This is a genomic window from Pantoea sp. Morm (assembly GCF_016643525.1).
GTDB classification, from domain to species: Bacteria; Pseudomonadota; Gammaproteobacteria; order Enterobacterales; family Enterobacteriaceae; genus Pantoea; species Pantoea dispersa.
The window spans coordinates 44713-66995 of record NZ_VOQX01000023.1; the positions used below are offsets into that span (position 1 = coordinate 44713).

Sequence of the window (22283 nt, forward strand, 5' to 3'; positions counted from 1 at the left end):
TCGCATTTGTGATCGCTGCCTATCTTCCAGAGAATGGCTGCGGGACGTTTAGAGGATGACAATCCTTTGCGCCGCGCGGCTTTACGCGACATGGGCAAAGGGAAAAATACATCGCTACCTCAACGCCTTTTCCCTGCCGGGAAACATTTTAAATATCAGGAGAAAGGTTCCAGTGAAATTCGCAAAAGGTATCACCCTTTTCGCACTCGCTCTCAGTGCGCACACCGCGTTTGCCGCCGAACAATCCGTCCCAACCGACAGCTCACTGCATGTTCAGGCTGATGCCGCGCTGAAAAGCCTGGTGCCCGCCGACGTGGCGAAGCGCGGCTATATTGTGGCAGGAACCAACCCCAACACGCCGCCCACCACCTTCTATAAAGAAGACAACAAAACGCTGGCCGGCCGTGAAATTGACATCATGAACGCGGTCGGTGAGCGTCTCGGCATTCAGGTGCAGTGGCGTGACACCGGCGGCTTCGACAACATCATTCCGGGACTGAAAACCGGCCGCTACGATGTGGCCTTGTCCAACATCAACGCCACGCCGGCGCGCGCCAAAATTATCGACTTTGTGAGTTACTACGACGCCAGCCGTCTTGGCATTATTTCGCGGAAAGACGCCAACGTCGCGCCGTTCAAAACCCTCGACGAGGTGTGCGGTAAAGAAGTCGGCGCCGGTTCCGGCACCACTCAGGTGACCCGTCTGGAAGAGGCCAGCAAAGCCTGTGAAGCGGCCGGGAAAAAACCGATTAAAGTGTCAGTGTTCCCGGATCGCCCGGCGGGTGTTCAGGCCGTGGTCAGCGGGCGTGTGCCGATGTTCCTCGGTCCGTACGAAGGCCTGCTGTGGCAGGTGAAAGTGATCAAACCGCTGACCATGAGCGGCGAAATCACCGTGCATGATGCGCCGGTATCGGTCGCCTTCCCGAAAGATTCCGCGCTTGAACCTGCGGTACAGGCAGCGCTGAACTCGCTGATTAAAGATGGCAGCTACCAGAAGATCCTGGATAACTGGGGCATCGGCTTTGGCGCGGTTAAAGAGTCAAAACGTAATCAGGATATCTTTCAATGAGTGACTTTCACGACCACACCGACGATCTGAAAATCGTCGGTAAACGCTACTACGGACGCTGGCTCAGTGCGCTGGTGGTGCTGTTGTGCGTGGTGGCGATGGCGCATTCGATGATCAACAATCCGCGCTTCGAATGGGGCGTGATTGCGGAAAACTTCACCGGCGAGTCGATCCTGCAGGGCGTGCTGATGACGCTGCAGCTGACAGCGATTTCGGTGGTGCTGGGCTTCGCCTTTGGCACGGTGCTGGCGCTGATGCGCCTGTCATCCAACCCGGTGCTGGTCGGCGTCAGCTGGTTCTATACCTGGTTTTTCCGCGGCGTGCCAATGCTGGTACAGCTGTTCCTGTGGTACAACATCGCGGCGCTGTACCCGACCATTTCGCTGTCGCTGCCGGGCCTGGGTGAAATCTGGAGTACTCAGTCTAATGCGCTGGTCAGTCCGTTCAGCGCGGCGGTGATCGCGCTGGTAATGCATCAGTCTGCCTATGCGGCTGAGATCGTGCGCGCCGGGATTCAGAGCGTTGGCAACGGCCAGCTGGAAGCCGCCCGCGCGCTGGGTTACCGTCCGGCGCAGATTTTCCGCCATACCGTACTGCCGCAGGCGATGCGCGCCATCATGCCGCCGGCCGGTAACGAAATCATCGGCCAGCTGAAAACCACGGCGGTGGTATCGGTGATCTCCCTGCAGGATGTGCTGTTTTCGGCGCAGATCATCTATCAGCGCACCTATGAAGTGATCCCGCTGCTGCTGGTGGCGACGCTGTGGTATCTGCTGATGACTTCGGTACTGTCGGTTGGTCAGTTCTATGTCGAGCGCTACTTTGGCCGTGGCGTCACGCGCCGCGAAAAGCGCAGTTTACTCAAGTCGCTGCCCGGTTTCTCCGCGCCTAAAGCCGAAAGGAGCGTAAGCAATGGCTGAAGCGATCGCCTTACGTAAGGTGACCAAACGTTTTTCCGGCGTCACCATTCTGGATGAAGTTAATCTTGATATCCCGGCGGGCTCGGTGACGGTGATCCTCGGACCGTCCGGCTCAGGCAAATCGACGCTGCTGCGCTGCATCAACCATCTGGAAAAACTGGATGGTGGCACGATTCGTATCGGTGGCGAGATCATTGGTTACAAGCAGAAAGGCCAGGCGCTGCACGAGCTGAGCAGCAGCGAGATTGCGCGTCAGCGTGCCGAAATCGGCATGGTGTTTCAGCAGTTCAACCTGTTCCCGCACCGCACCGTACTGCAAAACATTGTCGATGCGCCGATGCGGGTGAAAAAACAGAGCCGCCAGCAGGCGACCAGCAAAGCGCTGTCGCTGCTTAAGCAGGTGGGGCTGGCCGGGCGCGAAGAAGAGTGGCCGCAGAATCTTTCCGGTGGTCAGCAGCAGCGTGTGGCGATCGCCCGTGCGCTGGCGATGGATCCCGGCGTGATGCTGTTTGATGAGCCCACGTCTGCGCTCGATCCGGAACTGGTGGGTGAAGTGCTGCAGGTGATTAAACAACTGGCGCACTCCGGCATCACCATGGTGATCGTGACACACGAGATCGGTTTTGCGCGCGAGGTGGCCGATAACATCGTGTTTATGGAAGGCGGGCGGATTGTGGCGGCGGGGCCGACGCAGCAGGTGCTCGACGATCCGGAAAACGGACGGGTAAGAAACTTTATTGCAACGGTGCTGTAAGCACCGTTTTTCATTTTTGACTCCAGGAAGCATGATGACGCAAAAACCGGTGATGCACAGCGCCCACTGGGGTGCTTTTACTGCCCGCCTGCAGGGCGATCGACTGACTATCGAACCGTTTCACGGCGATCCCGATCCCAGCCCGCTGCTGCAAAACTTTCACAATGTCCTGCATCACCCGGCGCGCGTGGCGCAACCGATGGTGCGCCGTGGCTGGCTGGAAAATGGGCCCGGCGCGGATCCACGTCGCGGTAATGACGACTATGTGGCGGTGAGCTGGGAGCAGGCTTACACGCTGGTGGCGCGCGAACTGCAGCGCGTCGGTGACGCGTATGGGCCGGAAGGTATTTTTGGTGGCTCATATGGCTGGTCAAGTGCCGGCCGCTTTCACCACGCGCAGAGCCAGGTGCACCGTTTTCTTAACACGGTGATGGGCGGCTATGTGCGCTCGGTGAACAGCTACAGTTCCGGCTCGGCTTCGGTGCTGTTACCGCATATCGTTGGCGACATGAATGAGATCGCCCGCCGCGGCGTCAGCTGGGAAGAGATCGCCCGGCATAGCGAGATAGTGCTGGCGTTCGGCGGCCTGGCGCTGAAAAACTCGCAGGTGGCAAGCGGTGGTCTGAGCGAACACACCGAACGCGGCTTTATGCAGCAGGCGGCAGAGCGCGGCGCACGCTTTATTTCGGTGAGCCCGTTGCAGAGCGATCTGCCCGATGAGGCGCAGGGAGAGTGGCTGGCGCTGCGACCTGGTACCGATGCGGCCTTCATTCTCGGTCTGCTGTCGGTGCTGATTGACGAGCAGCGCACCGATGAGGCTTTCCTCGCGCGTTACACCGTCGGCTGGCCGCAAATGGTCGCCTATATTCGCGGCGAAGAGGACGGTACGCGGCGCGACGCACAGTGGGCGGCTGAGATTTGTGGCGTCAGCGCGGCAACAATCACCGATTTTGCCCGCCAGCTGCACGGCAAGCGCGTGCTGGTTACCGTGGCGCACGCGTTGCAGCGCGCGGAACACGGTGAGCAACCGGTATGGCTGGGGCTGGTGCTGGCGGCCGCGCTGGGACAGCCGGGGCTGCCGGGCGGTGGATACACCTATGCGCTCGGCGCACTCGGCCATTACGGTAAGCATCATAATCTGGTGAGTTTCCCGGCGCTGCCGCAGGGCAGGAACGGTATTGACCGGCTGATTCCGGTGGCGCGCATCGCCGATATGCTGCTGCATCCCGGCACGCAGTTTGATTACAACGGCCGGCGTCTGACCTATCCGCACATCCGTCTGGCCTACTGGGCGGGCGGCAATCCGTTCCATCATCATCAGGATCTGGCGCGGCTGCGGCAGGCGTTTTGCCAGCTGGATACGCTGATTGTGCACGAGACCGCGTGGACCGCCAGCGCGCGCCATGCGGATATCGTGCTGCCTGCCACCATGACGCTGGAGCGTGAAGATATCGGCGGTGCGCCGACCGATCGTCATCTGTTTGCCATGCAGCCGGTGGCGCAACCTTACGCGCAGGCGCAGGATGACTACACCATTTTTGCTGAACTGGCGCGTCGTTTAGGCCGTGAAGAGGCGTTCACCGAAGGACGCGACGCCCGCGGCTGGCTGCGCCATCACTATGCGCAGCTGCAGGAAAAACTGGCCGCGCATCAGGTGACGATTCCTGACTTCGACCAGTTCTGGCTGCAGGGCGTGATTGAACTGCCGCAGCTGAAAGATGGCGGGCGGATGATCAATGCGTTTCGGGCCGATCCGGCGGCGGCACCGCTACCGACACCGAGCGGCAAAATCGAAATCTTTTCCGCCACCATCGCCAGCTTTGGCTATGAAAATTGCCCCGGCCATCCGGTGTGGCGCGCGCCGCAGCAGCAGCCGGATGCGGAGCATCCGCTGTGGTTGATCGCGAATCAGCCGGCCACGCGTCTGCACAGCCAGCTGGATTTTGGTGACTACAGCCTGAGCGGCAAACGCGAAGGACGTGAGGTGTGCAGCCTGCATCCGCACGATGCCGCCGCGCGCGGCATTACCGACGGCGACATTATCGAGTTGTACAATCAGCGCGGTCACGTGCTGGCCAGCGCTCGCGTCACCGAAAGCATTATGCCGGGTGTGGTGCAGCTGCCGACCGGCGCCTGGTACGATCCGGTCGATCCCACCGCGCTGCGACCGCTGTGTCGCCACGGCAATCCGAATGTGCTGACGCTGGATATCGGCACTTCATCGCTGGCGCAGGGCTGTAGCGGACAAATCGCCGTGGTGCAGCTGCGCAAATACCGCGGCGAACTGACGCCGGTGCAGGCATTTATTCCGCCGCAGCCGGTCAGCTACAGCACTGAGATTATCTGAGGCCGTGCAGGGCTTCGCCTACCGCATCAAATAGCCGGTCCAGTTCGGCCGGCTGGGTATCAAACATCGGGCCGAACTGCAGCGTATCGCCGCCAAAGCGGACGTAAAAGCCGGCTTTCCACAGTGCCATGCCCGCTTCAAACGGCCGCACGGTCGCGTCACCTTCACGGGGTACCAGTTGGATGGCACCGACCAGCCCGCAGTTGCGGATATCCACCACCTGCGGACAATCGCGCAGCCCGTGCAGCGCACGTTCAAAATGCGGTGCCAGTTCGGCCGACTGGCTAATCAGCGCCTCGTTTTCCAGCACGTCCAGCGTCGCCAGCGCGGCCGCGCAGGCCACCGGATGCGCCGAATAGGTGTAGCCGTGCGCAAACTCAACCGCGTGCTGCGGCAGCGGCTGAGACATAAAGGTGTGATAGATTTCACTGCTGGCCACCACGCCACCCAGCGGAATGGCACCGTTGGTAATCTGTTTGGCGAAGCTGAGCAGATCCGGTGTGACACCAAAATACTCCGCGCCGCTCCAGCGTCCCATGCGGCCAAAGCCGGTGATCACCTCGTCAAAAATCAGCAAAATATCGTGCTGCGTACAGATTTCACGCAGGCGCTGCAGGTAGCCGTGCGGCGGAATAATCGCGCCGGCAGAACCGGACAGCGGTTCAACAATCAGCGCGGCAATAGTCGAAGCATCATGCAGTTCAATCAGCTTCAGCATCTCATCTGCCAGCGCCTCGCCGCCCGTGGCGGGCTGGCCGGGGGTGAACGCCAGCTCTGGCTGCAGCGTATGCGGCAGGTGATCAACCTCCAGCAGCTGACCAAAGGCCTTACGGTTGCCGCCGATTCCACCAAGGCTGGTGCCGCCAATGTTCACGCCGTGATAGCCGCGCGCGCGACCAATCAGCCGGGTTTTATTGGGCTGGCCTTTGGCCCGCCACCAGGCGCGCGCCATTTTCACCGCAGTATCCGCCGACTCCGACCCCGAACCGGTAAAGAACACGTGGTTGAGATGGCCGGGCATCAGGCTGGCGATGCGCTCGGCCAACTGAAACGACAGCGGATGGCCGTACTGAAAGCCCGGCGAGTAATCCAGCGTACCGAGTTGCTGCGCGACTGCCTGCTGGATTTCACGGCGCGTGTGGCCCGCGCCACAGGTCCATAAACCGGACAGACTATCGAAAATCTGGCGGCCGTCGCCATCGGTCAGCCAGTGGCCGTGCGCGGCGACAATAAAACGGGAATCCTGCTGAAAATAGCGGTTAGCAGTAAACGGCATCCAGTGCGCCTGTAAATTCAGGTCGGCGGTATTGATCGGCTGTGACATCGGGTTTTCTCCGGCATGTGTTAAGCAGAGTTTGCAATCCGCCGCCGGTTAAGTTAAATGCTAATTAACTTGTCTTCACTTATGGATTTACTCACCTGAATGAAAAAGAAAGCGCTGGCCCAGGTGACCGACTTTGACCTCAGACTGCTGCGCGTTTTCAAAACCGTCAGCGAGTGCGGCAGCTTTTCCGCTGCCGAAAGCCTGCTCGGTATTACGCGCTCGGCCATCAGCCTGCACATGAGCGATCTGGAAAAACGGCTGGGCATGCGCCTGTGCCAGCGCGGCCGTGCCGGGTTTGCGCTCACTGAGGAAGGGCGTGAAATTTTACGACACAGCGAGACCATGATGGCGGCGGTGGAAGATTTTCGCCAGCAGGTGAACCAGATGCATCAGCAGCTGCGCGGAGAGTTCAACATCGGCATCATCAATAATCTGGTGACGCAGCCGCGCATGCGTCTCACCCATGCACTGGCGGCGCTGCGGGAGAGCGGGGCAGGGATCCGTATCAACATCAGTATGTTAACCGCGGCGGATATCGAGCGAGGTCTGCTGGAAGGACGCCTGCACGTGGGCGCGCTGCCGATGGCGGCGCCGGTCTCCGGGCTGGCGTACGCACAGCTGTATGATGAACATGCGCAGCTCTATTGTAGCCACGCGCACCCGCTGTTTAACCAGGCGGAGCGGCCGGAACACCACGCGCTGGCGGCCTGCGATGCGATAGCGCCGCTGTTTCGCATGCCGGCGGAGGCGATTGCGCTGCATCAGCAGCTGAACTGCAGCGCCACCGCTTCCGATCGCGAAGGGATCGCATTTCTCATTCTCACCGGGCGCTATATCGGTTTCCTGCCGGACCACTACGCCGCGCAGTGGGTGGAGAAAAAGCAAATGCGCGCCCTCGCGCCGCAGCAGTTCCATTACCACAGTCAAATCGCGCTCGTCACCCGCCAGGGCCCGCGTCACAACGCCATCCTGCAACGCTTTTTGCAGGCGCTGGCGCTGGACGAGCCCGGCGCTTAGCGGAGGCGTTTAGGTTATCTAGTTACAACATACTGTTAGTTTGCTACATCAACCGGACGGCAGCACCGTGCGGCGCAAAGTCTGACAGACCTTAATGGCAGGCAGGGTGGCGAGAGAGAAGAGGGCGAAAAAAAGGGGAGAACCGTACGTTCTCCCCTGAGATATTACTGCTTTATGCACGCAGCGGCTCGCCGCGCACCGGGCGATCGCCCGCCACGAAGTAGTCCGCTTCGCTGCGCGGCAGCGGCTGGCGGCCACGAATGTTGTCGGCGATCTTCTCGCCAATCATGATGGTGGTGGCATTCAGGTTACCGGTGATGATCAGCGGCATGATTGAGGCGTCGACCACGCGCAGCCCCTGCAGGCCATGTACGCGACCTTCGCCATCCACAACCGCCATCTCATCGCTGCCCATTTTACAGGTGCCGCACGGATGGTAAGCGGTCTCAGCATGGTTGCGCACAAACTCATCCAGCTGCTCGTCGCTCTGGCACTCCAGCCCCGGACTGATCTCTTTGCCGCGATACTTATCCAGCGCCGGCTGGTTGATGATTTGGCGCGTGATGCGGATGGCATCGCGGAACTCATGCCAGTCCTGCTCGTGTGCCATGTAGTTGAACAGAATCGCCGGATGCCGGCGCGGATCGCGCGACTTAATGCGCACGTGACCGCGGCTTGGCGAACGCATCGAACCGACGTGACACTGGAAACCGTGCGCTTCTACCGCATTCGAGCCGTTGTAGTTAATCGCCACCGGCAGGAAGTGGTACTGAATGTTGGGCCAGGCAAACTCTTCCCGGCTGCGGATAAAGCCACCGCCTTCAAACTGGTTGCTGGCGCCGATACCGGTGCCTTTGAATAGCCACTCGGCACCAATTTTCGGCTGGTTCCACCACTTCAGGGCCGGATAGAGCGACACCGGCTCTTTGCACTCGTACTGCAGGTACATCTCCAGATGATCCTGCAGGTTTTCACCGACGCCCGGCAGATCATGCACCAGCGGGATATCGTGCTGCTTCAGCAATGCCGCCGCGCCAACGCCGGAGCGCTGCAGAATCTGCGGCGAGGCGATAGCACCGGCGCACAGCAGCACTTCACGCCGCGCATGCACGGTGTGCGACGTATCGCTGGCGCCGTGCAGATACTGCACGCCGACCGCGCGTTTGCCCTCGAACAGAATACGATCGGTGGTGGCGTGGGTGATGATTTTCAGATTCGGACGCTGTTTTGCCGTATCCAGATAACCGCGCGCGGTGCTGGAGCGGCGGCCCTGCGGCGTCACGAAACGGTCCATCGGACCAAATCCTTCCTGCTGATAACCGTTGAGATCGTCGGTGCGCGGATAGCCCGCCTGCACGCCGGCTTCAATCATCGCGGCGAACAGCGGGTTGTTGCCAGGCTTACAGGTGGTGATGCTCACCGGGCCTTCGCCGCCGTGATAATCATTAGCACCGATATCGCGCGTTTCCGACTTGCGGTAGTAGGGCAGGCAGTCGCGGTAAGTCCAGTTTTCCAGACCCGGCTGCTGCGCCCAGTTGTCGAGATCCATGGCGTTACCACGGATGTAGCACATGCCGTTGATCAGCGACGAACCGCCCAGCCCTTTACCGCGTCCGCACTCCATGCGGCGGTTATTCATGTGTGGCTCAGGCTCGGTTTCGTACGCCCAGTTGTAGCGTTTGCCCTGTAACGGCCAGGCCAGCGCCGCCGGCATTTGCGTGCGGAAATCAAAGCGGTAATCGGGACCGCCGGCCTCCAGCAGCAGGACGTTCACGCTGCTGTCTTCGGTCAGTCTTGTTGCCAAAACGTTCCCTGCGGATCCGGCTCCGATAATGATGTAATCAAATTCCATTAGTCGCTCCTCAGGTTAAGCTTGATTAAAATACCGACTGAAAACGGGTCAGTTCGACCTGCACAGATTTCACCTGCGTGTAGCTCTGCAGCGTCATCAGACCATTCTCGCGGCCGATACCGGAGTGCTTGTAACCGCCCACCGGCATTTCAGCGGCGGATTCACCCCAGGTGTTGATCCAGCAAATGCCCGCTTCAATCTGGTGAATGACGCGGTGCGCGCGATTCAGATCCCGGGTGACCAGACCCGCCGCCAGGCCGTATTCGGTGGCATTGGCGCGGCGCACCACTTCTTCCTCGCTGTCGTAGGTCAGGATCGACATCACCGGTCCGAAAATTTCTTCGCGCACGATGGTCATTTCATCACGGCAATCGGTGAACACGGTCGGTTCTACCCAGGCACCGTTATCAAACGCCGCGCCGCTCATGCGTTTACCGCCGCACAGCAGGCGCGCGCCTTCGCTGATGCCGGATTCGATATAGCGCAACACATTGTCTCGATGCGGGAAGCTGACCAGCGGGCCAAAGTTGGTGGCCGGATCGTTGACATCGCCAGCTTTGATGCGCGCCACGCGTTCAGCGATTTTGGCCTCAAACGCCTGCTGCAACGCCGTCGGCACAAACACGCGCGTGCCGTTGGTGCACACCTGGCCGGAGCTGTAGAAGTTCGCCATCATGGCGATGTCGGCGGCGAGATCGAGGTCGGCGTCGTCAAACACGATCAGCGGCGATTTGCCGCCCAGCTCCATGGTCACCTCTTTCAGCGTGGAGCCGGCCGCGTTGGCCATCACTTTTTTGCCGCTGGCCACGCCTCCGGTGAAGGAGATTTTGTCGATGCCCGGATGGTCGGTCAGCAGCTGACCGGTCACCGCGCCGCGCCCGTTCAGCACGTTGAACACGCCGTCCGGTACGCCGGCTTCGCTGTAGATTTCTGCCAGCTTCAGCGCGCTCAGCGGCGTCACTTCGCTGGGTTTAAAGATCATCGCGTTACCGGCCGCCAGCGCCGGCGCAGATTTCCACAGCGCGATCTGGATCGGATAGTTCCATGCGCCAATTCCGGCGACCACGCCAAGCGGTTCGCGCCGCGTATAGACGAAAGAGGTATCACGCAGCGGGATCTGCTGGCCTTCCAGCGCCGGGATCAGGCCGGCGTAGTACTCCAGCACATCGGCACCGGTAACAATGTCCACCGCCTGGGTTTCACTCAGCGGTTTACCGGTGTCGAGGGTTTCCAGCGCCGCCAGCTCATCGTTACGCTCGCGCAGGATATCCACCGCTCGGCGCAGGATGCGTGACCGCTCCATCGCCGTCATGGCCGCCCAGATTTTCTGGCCTTTTTGCGCGGCGGCGACCGCGCGATCGACATCCGCCTGCGCGGCTTCATGGACCTCGGCCAGCACTTCGCCATTGGCCGGGTTGATAGTCTGGAATGTATCGCCCGCTGCTGCGGCAACGTATTGACCATCAATGTATAAATGCTGCTCGGTGAATCGGGACATGGTTGCTCCTTCCTCAGTGATTCGCGGCGCCAGCCAGCTGCTGGCGAATGAATTGGGTGGTGAGCGTTCTGGCAATCGCCAGATCAAACGGTTTGCCGCTCAGCGCGGCGCGCAGCCACAGGCCATCAATCAGCGAGGCCAGACCGTGCGCGGCCAGCCGCGCCTGCTCACGCGGCAGCTCGCGGCGAAACTCGGCAGCGAGCGTGGAAAACAGGCGACGGCTGCTGACGCGTTCCAGGCGACCCAGCTGCGGCTGATGCATGCTGCTGGCCCAGAAGTCCAGCCACGCTTTCATCGCCGCGCTGTGCACCTGGGTGTCGTCGAAGTTACCTTCGACAATCGCCAGCAGGCGCGCTTCGGTGCCGGCTCCCGTCAGCGGTTTCAGTCGTGCCGCCACCGCATCACGCAGCTGACGCGTCACGTCGCGCATGGTGGCTTCCAGCAAACCGTTTTTGTCTTTGAAGTAGTGGCTGATGATGCCGGTCGAGACGCCGGCGCGCCGCGCAATCTGCGCAATGGTCGCGTCATTAATCCCGACTTCGTTAATGGTACTCAGGGTCGCATCAATCAGTTGCCGACGACGTATCGGCTGCATTCCCACCTTTGGCATGACTCCAGCTCCACCGCAATGTAAGACCCCTATTAAAACTTTTTTTGATTGCACGTTCAATATAAAAAAGAAACTTGTTAGGATACTGTGCTTCGGTTGTTATGAAAGCGCAACGGGAAGGTGAATACTTAACCGTGCCGGACAATCAGGAGGGAAAACAGGAGAACGATACCGATAAGGCCGATCGCTACGGCCCTGCTACTTCATTGAATAATTACAGGAAATTAACCAGAGGTAACCGATGATTAATCCACCTGCCAGTGAAAAAGACAGAATCAATCCCGTGGTGTTTTACACCTCTGCCGGACTGATTCTGACATTTTCACTTGTCACCATTTTGTACAGCGATCTCGCTGCCGGCTGGATCCAGAGCGCCGTCAACTGGGTGTCGTCCACTTTTGGCTGGTACTACATGCTGGCCGCCACGCTGTATATCGTCTTTGTCATCTATATGGCCTGTTCACGCTACGGCGCCATTAAGCTGGGCCCGGAGCAGTCCAAACCCGAATTCAGTCTGCTGAGCTGGTCGGCGATGCTGTTTGCCGCCGGCATCGGCATCGATTTGATGTTCTTTTCGGTGGCGGAACCGGTCACGCAGTATATGCAGCCGCCGGAAGGCGCCGGGCAGACCCTGGAAGCGGCGCGTCAGGCGATGGTGTGGACGCTGTTTCACTACGGTCTGACCGGCTGGTCGATGTATGCGCTGATGGGCATCGCGCTCGGCTACTTCAGCTACCGCTATAATCTGCCGCTCACCATTCGCTCCGCGCTCTATCCGATCTTCGGCAAACGCATTAACGGCCCGATTGGCCACACGGTGGATATCGCGGCGGTGATCGGTACCATTTTTGGTATCGCCACCACGCTGGGTATCGGCGTGGTACAGCTCAACTACGGGCTGAAAGTGTTATTTGATGTGCCGGAAGGGCTGACGGCGCAGATGGCGTTGATTGTACTGTCGGTGGTGATCGCCACCATTTCGGTGACCTCGGGCGTGGATAAAGGCATCCGCATCCTGTCGGAGCTGAATGTCGCGCTGGCGCTTGGTCTGATTCTGTTTGTGCTGTTTATGGGCAAGACGGATTTCCTGCTCAACGCGCTGGTGCTGAACGTCGGTGATTACATCAACCGCTTTATGGGCATGACGCTCAACACCTTTGCGTTTGATCGTCCGACGCAGTGGATGAACAGCTGGACGCTGTTTTTCTGGGCGTGGTGGGTGGCGTGGTCGCCGTTTGTCGGCCTGTTCCTCGCCCGTATTTCCCGTGGCCGCACCATCCGTGAGTTTGTGCTCGGCACGCTGATTATCCCGTTCACCTTCACGCTGCTGTGGCTGTCGGTGTTCGGTAACGCGGCGCTGTACGAGATCATCCACGGCGATGCCGGTTTTGCCCAGGAAGTGATGGCGCATGCCGAGCGCGGGTTCTACAGCCTGCTGGCGCAGTATCCGGCGTTTAAGTTCAGCGCCTCGGTCGCCACCATTACCGGCATGCTGTTTTATGTTACCTCGGCGGATTCCGGCTCGCTGGTGCTGGGGAACTTCACCTCGAAGCTGAAAGATATCAATAGCGATGCGCCAAACTGGCTGCGCATTTTCTGGTCGGTGGCGATTGGCGTGCTGACCATGGGCATGCTGATGACCAACGGCATCTCTGCGCTGCAAAACACCACGGTGATCATGGGTCTGCCGTTCAGCTTCGTGATCTTCTTTGTGATGGCCGGGCTGTATAAATCACTCAAAGTGGAAGATCACCGCCGCGCCAGCGCCAGCCGTGATACCGCGCCCTATATTCCAGCGAGCAATGATCGTCTGAGCTGGAAAAAGCGGCTGTCGCGCCTGATGAACTACCCGGGCACGCGCTATACCCAGCAGATGATGGAAACGGTGATCTATCCGGCGATGCAGGATGTCGCCAAAGAGCTGGAGCTGCGCGGCGGTCGCGTATCGCTGGAGAGCGTTGCGCCGGAAGAGGGCCAGCCGCTGGGCTACCTTGATCTGCGCGTGCACCTCGGCGAGGAGCAGGATTTCGTCTATCAGGTGTGGCCGCAGCAGTACTCGGTGCCGGGCTTTACCTATCGCGCCCGCAGCGGTAAGTCGCACTATTACCGGCTGGAAACCTTCCTGCTGGAGGGCAGCCAGGGCAACGATTTGATGGACTACAACAAGGAGCAGGTGATCATCGACATTCTTGATCAGTACGAGCGTCACCTGAACTTTATCCATCTGCATCGTGAAGCGCCGGGCAGCAATATCACTTACCCGAGCGTGTAACAGTGCGGGCAGCCGTGCAAGGCGGCTGCCCGTTTAATCACGCGGCGTTCCTCGCATAATTGCCAGCGGCAGCTAGACTCACTAGCTGACCTGAAGGGGAACATAATGAAATTGGGTTTTGCGTGTAAGTACTTTGATTCTGAGGCTAAACAGCCATTTCCATTTAAAACCACCACCCGCACACGCTTTCTCGCTATGGAGCGTAACGCGGCGGCCACGCTGCTGCTGGCACTGGCACAAAATAACCTGCAGAACCTCTCTCTGACGCTGGAACAGCTGGCGCAGCAGCCGGATGCGTTGCGCATGATGCGCATCGGCAGCGATCTGCTGCCGCTGTACACCGTGCCGCTGGCCACTGAACTGTATGGCGATATTCTGCCCGAATTGCAGCCACTGTTTAGCCGCTGCGGCGAATTTGCCCGCGCGCATAACATTCGCCTGTCATTCCATCCCGGTCAGTATACGGTGCTGGCTTCGGATAATGATGACGTGGTGGATCGGGCGCTGGAAGATGTCGAGTATCACACGCTGTGCGCGGTGTTGATGGGCTACGGCAGGCAGTTCCAGGATTTTAAAATCAACATCCACATGAACGGCAAGCGCGGTATTGAAGGCTTTCGCGCGGCATTTATGCGCCTCAGCCCGGAAGCCCGCAACATGCTGACGGTGGAAAATGACGAAATTTCCTGCTCGCTGGATGACGTATTGCAGGCGCGCGCGCTCTGCCCGGTGGTGCTGGATATTCACCATCACTGGGTGAAAGAGAACCAGTTTATTCAGGCCAGCGATGAACGCGTGGCGCTGATTCTGGAATCGTGGCGCGGCGTGCGACCGGTGCTGCACTATTCGATCGCCCAGGAAGGGCTGATCCCGGACAGCGGCTTCCCCGATCAGGATCAACTCGCCGCCTCAAAGCCGAAGCTGCGCGCCCATTCTGACTACTATTTCAATCAGACGCTGAATGACTGGGCGCTGTCGTTTGATCGCTTCGACATCATGTGCGAAGTGAAAATGAAGAACCTCGCGCGCGACCGCCTGTATCACTATGCGCAGACGCGCTGATTAACCGCTTACGGCGCGGTAATCACAATCGCGACGCGGCGATTTTGCGCCCGGCCCTGTGCACTGTTATTGCTGGCGACCGGCGCACTCATGCCCAGCCCGCGCGTCACAATATTGCCCCGTGGAATCGCCGCGCCCGCAGCCCACTGATCGGCCACCGCGTTGGCGCGCTTCAGCGACAGCTGCTGGTTGTAATCCGCTTTGCCGTAGTTGTCAGTGTGGCCGTCGACGCGCAGATGTTCGATGCCGGTGGCGGCCAGGCTTTTCGCCATTTGCGCAATGCTGGTTTTGCTGGCCGGCGTCAGGTCAGATTCATTGATGCCAAACAGAATCTTATCGGACAGGCCCAGCCCCCAACCTTCGGCATTTTCGCTAAAGCCGGCGTTGCGCATCGCCTGAATCTGCGCCTCACTGAAGCGCCCGGTAGACTGACAGCCGACACACGCCAGCACCATGACCAGCAAACATGATTTCAGTTTCATACGCGTACCTTACTCATTCCTTTGTTTTTATACATGTGCATATCGGCGCGCTCCAGAATCGACGCAACCGAATCGCCATGCTGCGACCAGGCGTAGCCGATGGTCACCGATGTGGTGATCTGCGTGCCTTCCGAAATCACAATCGATTGCGCGATTGCGGTACGAATATCTTCCGTCAGCTGCTGCAGATCGGCTTCTGAGGTGCGGCTGGTGATCAGCATGGCAAACTCGTCACCGCCCAGCCGCGCCACCAGATCGTCCTGATACGCCAGCGCGCTGAGGCGCGCCGCGATGGCCTTCAACACTTCATCACCGGCGGCATGGCCCCAGTTGTCGTTAATGCTCTTGAAGCGATCGCCGTCGAGAAACAGCAGCACAAAATTCTCATGCGCCAGCTGCTGATCCAGCAGCTGCGACAGGCGGCCAACAAACGCCGAGCGGTTGGCCAGTCCGGTTAACGGATCCTCCAGCGCTTTGGCCGCCAGTGAACGGTTATCGCGCAGCAGCGAGGCTTTTAGCGTCTGCATTTCACTCAGCAGCGAGTTGAGATCTTCAGAAAACAGCTGAAACTCTTTGGTCGGATTTTGCGGTACGCGCGTCGAGAAATCGCCAGAGCGAATCACGTAATGGATGGCGCTGGTGATATTGCGCAGCGAGCGCAAAATACCGCGATGCAGAAATTCACTCAGCAGGCAGGAAATCACCAGCACGCACAGCATACCAATCGATAAAATCATCACCGAATAACGAATGAAATCGGCGGCGCCGCTGACGGTACCGGCCAGCATTAAGTGGCCGACTTTGGCTTCGGCGTGATTAATATCGATCGCCAGCGGCTGCTGATAGATCCAGCGTCGCAGCAGCGTTTCATACCAGCCGCTCTCTTGCTGGCGATCGTGCCAGTCCACCAGTACGGTGTTGCCCGCCGTGACCAGTTTGGCGGAGGCAAACATCCCTTCATTACCGAGCAGAGCAATTTTGTTACGCGCATCGTAACTGTCTTCAAATACCGTTGCGGCGGTCAGGCTGGTGCTGAGTGTGGCGGCAATAAGCTCGAGGTTTCTTTTCTCATAGCGTTTAATAAACAGCAAAGACGTCGACGTCAGCAGCAGCCAGCACAGCAGTAATATCACGGCGGCATTGACGGTGCTGATTCGACGCAACTTATTGCGAATCGATGATTTATCTTTTTTTATGCTATCAAACTTCATCTTATTTGCTTCCTTTGCGGGACAGCAACAACACGTCCGGGCTCACTCTGACACCGCTGCGCGCCAGTGAGTCAAGGTTGACCGAAAACGCGGTGTGATCGCGATTAAAGATCAGACAGAACGCCGCGCCCACCGTGCAGTCCGGGTTATTTTCCGCGATCGACAAAATGGCTTTACCCTGCAGCGTCGCCAGTAGCGCAGTTTGCTGCTGCGGCGTCTGATCGCCGAAATAGACGGCATCGCAGCGCTGGCGGCTGAGGTCGCTGGCTTGATCGATCCACACCACGCTGAACGGCGTCGGGCCCTGCGGTAGCGCAAGGTGTTGAGCTGAAGTGAATACGCACAGCTGTGGTGGCTGAGTTAACTGCGGCCAGTGGCTAAAACTGATAATGCCGCTGACGATACGGTTAGCCTGATCGTCACGCTGAACCGCACTGCCGGCCGCCTGGGCAGCAGGGAGACAGAGGAGATAAATAAGAGAACTAAGGGAAAGTAAGACGCGAGCACGCTGCAATAAACACAGCAACAGGCTGGCTCCCTTCATTTTTAATTGTAGTTGTAACATAGCGCTATCTCTGAACAGCAACCGGGAAATAGTACCATCGCCCTGTACAAAAGAGTATCGCCGTACGGACGCTGGCACCGCGAGCGGGCAGGGAAGAATAAATTCGTCAGGACCGGATTTAAATAGAGTATTAAAAGAAGAATGAATAAAAACTCAGCAGGATTGGCGTAATAACAACGGCCAGCACCGAATATTCGGTTAGCGTAATTTGTGCCGCAGCGGTTTTTTTCGCGAAATATAATGGCCGGTGCTGGCGAATTTCCGCTTGATGGCTGAATGGCCCTGAACTGAACGAACTTTCAGCGCCACTCGCCGCATTTTTTTAATTAAAAATCTAAATCCTGACCGTTGCTGGCAATCACTCGCTGATACCACCAGAAGGATTTTTTGCGCAGCCGGTTGAGCGTGCCATGGCCGTGGTCGTCGCGATCGACATAGACAAACCCGTAGCGTTTACTCATTTCCCCGGTCGACGCTGCGACCAGATCGATGCAGCCCCAGGTGGTATAGCCCATCACCGGCACGCCGTCTGCAATCGCTTCACCCATGGCGCGAATGTGCTGCTGCAGATAGCTGATGCGGTAATCGTCTTCGATTTCCCCGCTGGCGGTGATTTCATCGTGCGCACCGAGACCGTTTTCCACCAGAAACAGCGGCTTCTGATAGCGGTCGTACATCATGTTCATGGTGATGCGCAGGCCGAGGGGATCAATGCCCCAGCCCCAGGCGCTGCGCGTCAGATGCGGATTGGTCAACGACTTCACCACGTTGGCGGCGCTGCTGTTCTGTTCATTCATCTCTGCCGAGGCGCAACGTGAGGCGTAATAGCTGAAGGAGATGAAATCGACGGTGTGGTGCAGGAGTTCGTCATCGCCTTCCGCCATGACAATCTCTACGCCTTTCTCGCGAAATACCCGTGCGGCATACGCGGGGTAAGCGCCGCGCGCCTGGACATCGATGAAGAATAAATTCTCGCGATCTTTCTGTAACGCGGCCCACACATCTTCCGGCTTGCAGGACCACGGATAAAAGTTGCCGCCGGCCAGCATGCAGCCAATCTGGTTCTGCGGATTGATCTCATGGGCGATTTTGGTCACCAGCGCACTGGCAACCAGTTCATGATGCGCTGCCTGATACTTCACTTGCTCGTGATGCTCATCTGGTGCAAACACCAGACCGGCACCGGAGAACGGGCTGTGCAGCAGAATGTTGATCTCGTTAAAGGTCAGCCAGTACTTCACCAGACCATCAAACGCTTCGAAGCAGGTGCGGGCGTAGCGGGCGAAGAAATCGATCATTTTACGGTTGCGCCACGAGCCGTATTCGGTGACCAGATGCATTGGCACATCGAAGTGACACAGCGTCACCAGCGGTTCTATGCCGTATTTACGGCACTCCTCAAATACGCTGCGATAGAAGGCGATACCTTCCGCGTTCGGCGTCAGCTCATCGCCGTTGGGATAAATACGGCTCCAGGCGATGGAAGTGCGAAATACCGTGAAGCCCATCTCGGCCATCAGGGCGATATCTTCTTTATAGCGGTGATAAAAATCGATGGCGTCGTGGCTCGGGTAGAACTCATCGTCGCGCAGCGTCAGGCGCGGTTCCAGCCCCAGCTTAACCGCCATGCGGTGCTCGCCGTGTGGAATCATGTCCACCGTGGTTAAGCCTTTACCGCCAGCGCGATAACTCCCCTCTGACTGGTTGGCGGCTAACGCGCCGCCCCATAAAAATCCCGCAGGAAATGTCACTTCAGACATCACTCACCTCAATCACAGTCCATTATTAATTTGCGCTAACCGGCTTTGCCGCTTCTGACTTACTGCTGCGCGGCGCGCTGTCCGTCACCGGAATATCTTCAAAGCCAAGCATCAGCGTCAGAACAAACGACAGCACCACTGACAGCACCATCACGCCAGCCACCCAGACGATACTCATCGGGTTAGTGGGATCGAAAAACTGTACGCTGGTAAACAGGCCCGGTGAGGCCATTGAGTGGCTGGCGAGGCCGCCAATGCCGGCCACCGCGCCACAGATAAAGCCGCTGATCAGGCTGGCAATCAGCGGACGCTTCAGCCGCACCGCCACGCCGTACAGCGCCGGTTCGGAAATGCCCGCGACAATAGCGGAAGCCGCCGCTGCGAAGGCCGTCTGCCGCAGTTCCGGATTTTTGGTTTTGAACGCCACCGCCAGCGATGAGCCGCCCAGCGACAGGTTGGCACCAATTTCTGACGGCATCACCATGCCTTCTTTGCCGGTTTCAGCGATGGTCTGAATGATGGTCGGGGTAAACACGCGATGCATGCCGGTCATCACCAGCAGCGGCCACAGCCCGCCCATGATCGCCACCGACAGCCAGCCGAGATACCCATGTATGGTGTACACCAGCGCGGAGATACCGCTGCCGATCCAGATACCGAGCGGGCCAATCAGGACGATGGCGATAGGCGCGGCAATCAGCACAATCAGCATCGGTTTAAGGAAGTTTTTGGTCACCGCCGGGGTAAAGCGATCAACCCAGTATTCGATGTGCGACAGAATCCACGTCATCACCAGCGCAGGGATCACCGTGTAGGTGTATTTCACCGCGGTGACCGGCACCGAAGCAAACTCCACCACCTGGCCCTGCGCCGCTTTGGCCATCAGATCGATAAAATTGGGATGCACCAGCACGCCGGCGATGGCAATCGCCAGCGACATGTTGGTTTTGAATTTCAGCGCCGCCGAGGCCGCCACCATCACCGGCAGGAAGAAGAAGGCGCCGTCACCGATCACATTCAGGATGATTAGCGTCGACGAGCCTTTGGTCAGCACGCCGCCCATTTCCAGCATCATCGCCAGCAGTTTGACCATCGATCCGCCAATGATCGCCGGGATCAGCGGTGACATGGTGCCGACCAGCGCATCAAGAATGCCCGCGCCGATGCTGCGCAGCGTGATTTTCCGTTTCACCGGCGCGCTGCCGCTGTTGTCTGGCGTGCCAAGTTTCATCACTTCCTGAAAGGCGAGATTGACGTTGTTGCCAATGATCACCTGACACTGGCTGTCGGTGTGCACCACGCCCATTACGCCGGGAATGGCTTTCAGCGTGGCGTTGTCGACGCGCGCGCTGTCTTTCACCACGAAGCGCAGGCGCGTCATGCAGTGGGTAACGGCTTCAATATTCTCTAATCCGCCGAGCGAAGCCACAATGGCTCGCGCGGCGTCAGCGTAGTTGGTCGCCATGAATGTTTGTCTCTGATTGTAGGGTAGAGGAAACGTCGGTTTCGTCTGGCTGTTATGTGTTCATGAGAAACCGGTTTCACAAAATCATGAACAGGCGCATTCATTCAGACAAGAAAAATCGCTATCTTCGTTTTAATTTTGTGATGTTGATCGGCTGACGTGCGGCGGGATCTTCACCCGCAGGCGCAGGGTGACAAGAAAATTCCCCGTCTTATTCATCGCTTAGGTACACTGAGGCGATGAGCAGCGAAGCAGAGTGAAGCATGGCAACCATACTTGAGGTGGCAAAACAGGCCGGCGTGTCAAAAGCGACGGTGTCGCGCGTGTTGTCCGGCAACGGCTACGTCAGCCAGGAGAAGCGCGATCGGGTGTACCAGGCGATTGCCGAGACCGGCTTCCGGCCGAATTTGCTGGCGCGCAATCTGGCGACTAAATCCAGCCAGACCATCGGCCTGGTGATCACCAACACGCTGTATACCGGCAGCTATTTCAGCGAAATGATGCAGCATTCGGCGCGCATTCTTGAGCAGCAGGGCCGTCAGCTACTGCTGGTGGATGGCAAACACAGCGCCGAAGAGGAGCGTGCGGCGATTCAGTTTCTGCTCGATCTGCGCTGCGATGGCGTGATCATCTATCCGCGTTTTCTTACCATCGATGAGATGGACAGTATTATTGCCCAGCACCGCCACCCGATTCTGGTGATCAACCGCCGGCTGCGTCAGCACGACAGTTACTGTATCTACTCCGATCAGCAGCGCACCAGCGCCGAGGCGGTGGCGCAACTGATTGCGCTCGGCCATCGCGATATTGCTTTTATCACCGGATCGCTTGACTCGCCGACCGGGCGCGAGCGGCTGGCCGGTTATCACGCGGCACTGGCGCAGCATCAGCTGGTGGCGGATGACGCGCTGGTAGTGGAGGGCAAATGGCAGGCGCAGCACGGGGCGGCGGCGGTGGAAACGTTGCTGGCGCGCGGTAAACCGTTTAGCGCGCTGGTCGCCAGTAATGATGAGATGGCGGTGGGCGCGCTGAAAGCGCTGGCGGCGCATAACATTCGCGTGCCGCAGCAGGTGGCGGTGCTGGGTTTCGATGATATTCCGCTGGCGCCCTATACCATCCCGGCGCTGACCAGCGTGCGTATGCCGGTGACCGGCATGATCGAGGAAACCATTGAACGGCTGGTGTCGATGCTGGACGGCGGCGAAATGCGCAATCGCAAAACCTTTGCCGGCGAACTGATTCTGCGCGAATCCGTCGGTCCCGGCCCGTTTTATTCTGGCTGAAATCAGGCGTTGAGCAGCGCCTGCTTGAACGAATAGATGTGCACGCGCGCGGCCTCTTCTGCCCGTGCCACGTCACCCTGCGCCAGCGCCGCAATGATCGCGTCGTGCTCGGCAATCACCTCCTGCATGTGCTGCGCGCTCGACAGGGTGGTTGCCCAGAAGCGCTGCGCCTGGGCGTGGATGATGCTGAGAATATCTGACAGACGACCGTTGCCGGCGATGTCAGCCAGCACCTGATGAAATTCGCGGTCCAGCAGCATCATCTGCTCGCGGTCACGCGCCACGCTGGCGGCGGCGATGCGCTGATTCAGTGCCTGTAGCTGGGCAATCTGCGCCGGATTGACGCGCTGCGTCGCCAGTCGCAGGCACAGCGCTTCATTCACCAGCCGCACTTCAATCAGCTCCAGCGCATCGTCAATTGACAGCGGTGCCACCATCACGCCCTTGCGCGGAATAATCTGCAGTAACCCTTCGGTCGCCAGCCGGTGTACCGCCTGGTTAACCGGCGTGCGGCCCATTGCCAGATCCTCCATCACCTGCGCGGTATTGAGATATTCACCCGGCTTATAGCGCAGCGTAATCAGGCGATGCCTGAACGCCAGATAGGCCTGTTCATTCAATGAAACGCTTTTATGTCCGGCCTGTGACTTCACATTTTCAGCAACTGAATCACTCATCACGCAGATCCTTATTGGGGTACTGAGACATCTTACACAAAAACCTGGCATGAAAATGGCTATCTTGAAATTGCAGTGAAATTTCACACGCATTTTTCATCAGGAGATCATCGCA

The 22283-nt window shown here is 58.7% G+C and carries 18 protein-coding genes; 8 read left to right on the plus strand and 10 right to left on the minus strand.

Annotated elements, in window-relative coordinates:
- The first annotated feature begins 172 nt into the window (after window positions 1-172).
- The 4 genes from FT726_RS10520 to FT726_RS10535 are packed head-to-tail and all read left to right on the plus strand — an operon-like array spanning window position 173 to window position 5090.
- A complete protein-coding gene (locus FT726_RS10520) occupies window positions 173-1069 on the plus strand; it encodes an ABC transporter substrate-binding protein (RefSeq protein WP_021509534.1) in 897 nt (298 codons plus the stop codon).
- Window positions 1066-1989, plus strand: a complete 924-nt coding sequence (locus tag FT726_RS10525) for an amino acid ABC transporter permease (RefSeq protein ID WP_021509533.1) — start codon at window positions 1066-1068, stop codon at window positions 1987-1989. The genes FT726_RS10520 and FT726_RS10525 overlap by 4 nt, the downstream gene beginning before the upstream one ends.
- The gene (locus tag FT726_RS10530; protein ID WP_058758829.1) at window positions 1982-2743 is read left to right on the plus strand and encodes an amino acid ABC transporter ATP-binding protein; all 762 of its coding nucleotides are present in this window, start codon (window positions 1982-1984) and stop codon (window positions 2741-2743) included. Before FT726_RS10525 ends, FT726_RS10530 begins: the two co-directional genes overlap by 8 nt.
- 34 nt (window positions 2744-2777) lie before the next feature.
- Window positions 2778-5090, plus strand: coding sequence for a molybdopterin-dependent oxidoreductase (locus FT726_RS10535; protein WP_346302793.1), 2313 nt, complete (start codon window positions 2778-2780; stop codon window positions 5088-5090).
- Here FT726_RS10535 and FT726_RS10540 read toward each other — a convergent pair.
- Window positions 5083-6414, minus strand: coding sequence for an aspartate aminotransferase family protein (locus FT726_RS10540; protein WP_346302790.1), 1332 nt, complete (start codon window positions 6412-6414; stop codon window positions 5083-5085). The two genes, FT726_RS10535 and FT726_RS10540, sit on opposite strands and share 8 nt — an antisense overlap.
- Window positions 6415-6513: 99 nt before the next feature.
- Here FT726_RS10540 and FT726_RS10545 point away from each other — a divergent pair, with 99 nt between their 5' ends.
- Window positions 6514-7431, plus strand: coding sequence for a LysR family transcriptional regulator (locus FT726_RS10545; protein ID WP_282996219.1), 918 nt, complete (start codon window positions 6514-6516; stop codon window positions 7429-7431).
- A 172-nt stretch (window positions 7432-7603) separates the two neighbouring features.
- On the opposite strand, the gene betA is transcribed toward FT726_RS10545, so the two are convergent.
- Genes betA through betI form a run of 3 tightly spaced genes read right to left on the minus strand, consistent with a single transcriptional unit; the run spans window position 7604 to window position 11391 of the window.
- Entirely contained in the window at window positions 7604-9283 is a 1680-nt protein-coding gene (gene betA, locus FT726_RS10550) for a choline dehydrogenase (protein WP_021509528.1), read from the minus strand.
- 25 nt (window positions 9284-9308) lie between these two features.
- Window positions 9309-10781: a betaine-aldehyde dehydrogenase gene (gene betB, locus FT726_RS10555; RefSeq protein WP_104187214.1), complete on the minus strand. Its 1473-nt coding sequence runs from the start codon at window positions 10779-10781 to the stop codon at window positions 9309-9311.
- A 13-nt stretch (window positions 10782-10794) separates the two neighbouring features.
- Window positions 10795-11391, minus strand: a complete 597-nt coding sequence (gene betI / locus FT726_RS10560) for a transcriptional regulator BetI (protein ID WP_150059071.1) — start codon at window positions 11389-11391, stop codon at window positions 10795-10797.
- Between the two features lie 241 nt (window positions 11392-11632).
- Between betI and FT726_RS10565 the strand changes: the two genes are divergently transcribed.
- Both FT726_RS10565 and FT726_RS10570 read left to right on the plus strand, forming a co-directional pair.
- A complete protein-coding gene (locus FT726_RS10565; protein ID WP_021509525.1) occupies window positions 11633-13663 on the plus strand; it encodes a choline transporter in 2031 nt (676 codons plus the stop codon).
- Between the two features lie 105 nt (window positions 13664-13768).
- The gene (locus FT726_RS10570; RefSeq protein ID WP_282995670.1) at window positions 13769-14725 is read left to right on the plus strand and encodes a UV damage endonuclease UvsE; all 957 of its coding nucleotides are present in this window, start codon (window positions 13769-13771) and stop codon (window positions 14723-14725) included.
- Window positions 14726-14733: 8 nt separating this feature from the next.
- Here FT726_RS10570 and FT726_RS10575 read toward each other — a convergent pair whose 3' ends face one another.
- From FT726_RS10575 to ascF, 5 genes are all read right to left on the minus strand, one after another.
- Window positions 14734-15207, minus strand: a complete 474-nt coding sequence (locus tag FT726_RS10575; RefSeq protein ID WP_282995671.1) for an OmpA family protein — start codon at window positions 15205-15207, stop codon at window positions 14734-14736.
- Window positions 15204-16418 (minus strand): diguanylate cyclase domain-containing protein, encoded by a 1215-nt coding sequence (locus FT726_RS10580; RefSeq protein ID WP_282995672.1) that lies wholly within the window; start codon window positions 16416-16418, stop codon window positions 15204-15206. Before FT726_RS10580 ends, FT726_RS10575 begins: the two co-directional genes overlap by 4 nt.
- 1 nt (window position 16419) lies before the next feature.
- Window positions 16420-16983, minus strand: coding sequence for a YfiR family protein (locus FT726_RS10585; RefSeq protein WP_282995673.1), 564 nt, complete (start codon window positions 16981-16983; stop codon window positions 16420-16422).
- Between the two features lie 326 nt (window positions 16984-17309).
- Entirely contained in the window at window positions 17310-18743 is a 1434-nt protein-coding gene (locus FT726_RS10590) for a 6-phospho-beta-glucosidase (RefSeq protein WP_346302791.1), read from the minus strand.
- A 25-nt stretch (window positions 18744-18768) separates the two neighbouring features.
- The gene (gene ascF / locus FT726_RS10595; RefSeq protein ID WP_282995675.1) at window positions 18769-20208 is read right to left on the minus strand and encodes a PTS cellobiose/arbutin/salicin transporter subunit IIBC; all 1440 of its coding nucleotides are present in this window, start codon (window positions 20206-20208) and stop codon (window positions 18769-18771) included.
- Between the two features lie 263 nt (window positions 20209-20471).
- On the opposite strand from ascF, the gene FT726_RS10600 reads away from it, so the two are divergent.
- Window positions 20472-21491 (plus strand): LacI family DNA-binding transcriptional regulator, encoded by a 1020-nt coding sequence (locus FT726_RS10600; RefSeq protein WP_282995676.1) that lies wholly within the window; start codon window positions 20472-20474, stop codon window positions 21489-21491.
- A 2-nt stretch (window positions 21492-21493) separates the two neighbouring features.
- Here FT726_RS10600 and FT726_RS10605 read toward each other — a convergent pair whose 3' ends face one another.
- Window positions 21494-22168, minus strand: a complete 675-nt coding sequence (locus FT726_RS10605; protein WP_282995677.1) for a GntR family transcriptional regulator — start codon at window positions 22166-22168, stop codon at window positions 21494-21496.
- Window positions 22169-22283 lie beyond the last annotated feature (115 nt).